The organism is Paenibacillus sp. CF384, assembly GCF_900106745.1.
Lineage (GTDB): Bacteria > Bacillota > Bacilli > Paenibacillales > Paenibacillaceae > Paenibacillus_Z.
In genome coordinates, this window is record NZ_FNNV01000048.1 from 1 (window position 1) to 1,183 (window position 1,183).

At 45.3% G+C, this 1,183-nt stretch carries 1 protein-coding gene; it reads right to left on the minus strand.

The features are described 5' to 3' along the window. Positions 1-30: 30 nt before the first annotated feature. The gene (locus BLW29_RS31060) at positions 31-1,134 is read right to left on the minus strand and encodes an IS4 family transposase (protein ID WP_090986991.1); all 1,104 of its coding nucleotides are present in this window, start codon (positions 1,132-1,134) and stop codon (positions 31-33) included. Positions 1,135-1,183: the final 49 nt, after the last annotated feature.

Here is a 1,183-nt window from a genome sequence, read left to right on the forward strand (position 1 = left end):
TGCAGGTCTGTTGATTAACCAGAATTTAGGTTACGGTAAGACGAAAAGGCTCGTCAAATAAACCGTCCATTCCAGTGGCAGATCATTTCTACTGTAAAGCCGATCAAATTCCACGAAGGTTAGTTTTGCGCACTTATGAACAGCCGCGTTACCCTGATCGAAGATGAGTTTAAGCACCACATAGACCAACAAAGCTGTATAAAGTTGACCATATACGGCGTTTGGTGTTGTACCAAATAGCTTTGGTACATTCAGATGCTGCTTAATCCACCGAAAAAACACTTCAATCTGCCACCTTTTTTTGTACATCGCTGCAATGGACTCGGCGGATGGTTTGTGTAGATTCGTCGCTAGAAGAACGGGGTTCCCGTCTGGGTCCTTGAGTGTAACGACCCGAAACCGTTGCTGGGATCGGGTCTGTTTTGTGCCAACCTGGCAAGTAAAATCCTGTTCAATGGTGCCGGCGTACTTTTGTTTTCGTATCCGCTGGAGCGGTTCATGAAAGCAGGTATTGTCCCGTAGCCTAATGATGAAATATTGGTTCTGTTCATTGTAGATATCGAATTGTTTATGCTTGCCGTATGCACGGTCTGCAACTAAGATAAATTGCTTGTCGAGCACATTTGTGCAACTCGAAATGTCGGGGCAATTGCCTGTTGTTTCCGTTACTTTGTGCAAACGACCTTCATCCGCAACGAGTGAAACATGTAGTTTAATGCCGGCGCGTTCACCTTTTAGTGGTGCCCATGGCAAACGTGCTTTTCCCACGGTAATCTTGGTGGAATCGACGACGAGTAATTGCTTGGGAATGCCAAGACGTCTCCGACATCCTCGATTGCATTTTTTGATAACTAAGGCTAAAAGTTGCTTAAACAGCTCGAACGGAACATCTTTGGCTTTTTTTGAGATTGTAGAGTAATCCGCTCTTGCGAGGCCTGAAGAAACCATTCTCGTTTCCCCGTCCCGATAGCCATTCCACTGCTGGAGGGCAGATTGTGCTAGAAACTGTAGCAGATCGTACACTTTGAATTTTCGAGCATTGTCCACGTAGCCAAGCTGTTCAACGAGAGGAAGCACTTCTTCTTTAGGTAAAATCGTTTGCAGGATGGTGGTAAACATAGTAGACTTTTTCATAGGGCCGCCTCATTTCGGATGTTTGTAGGGGTACAAACACATTACCGAA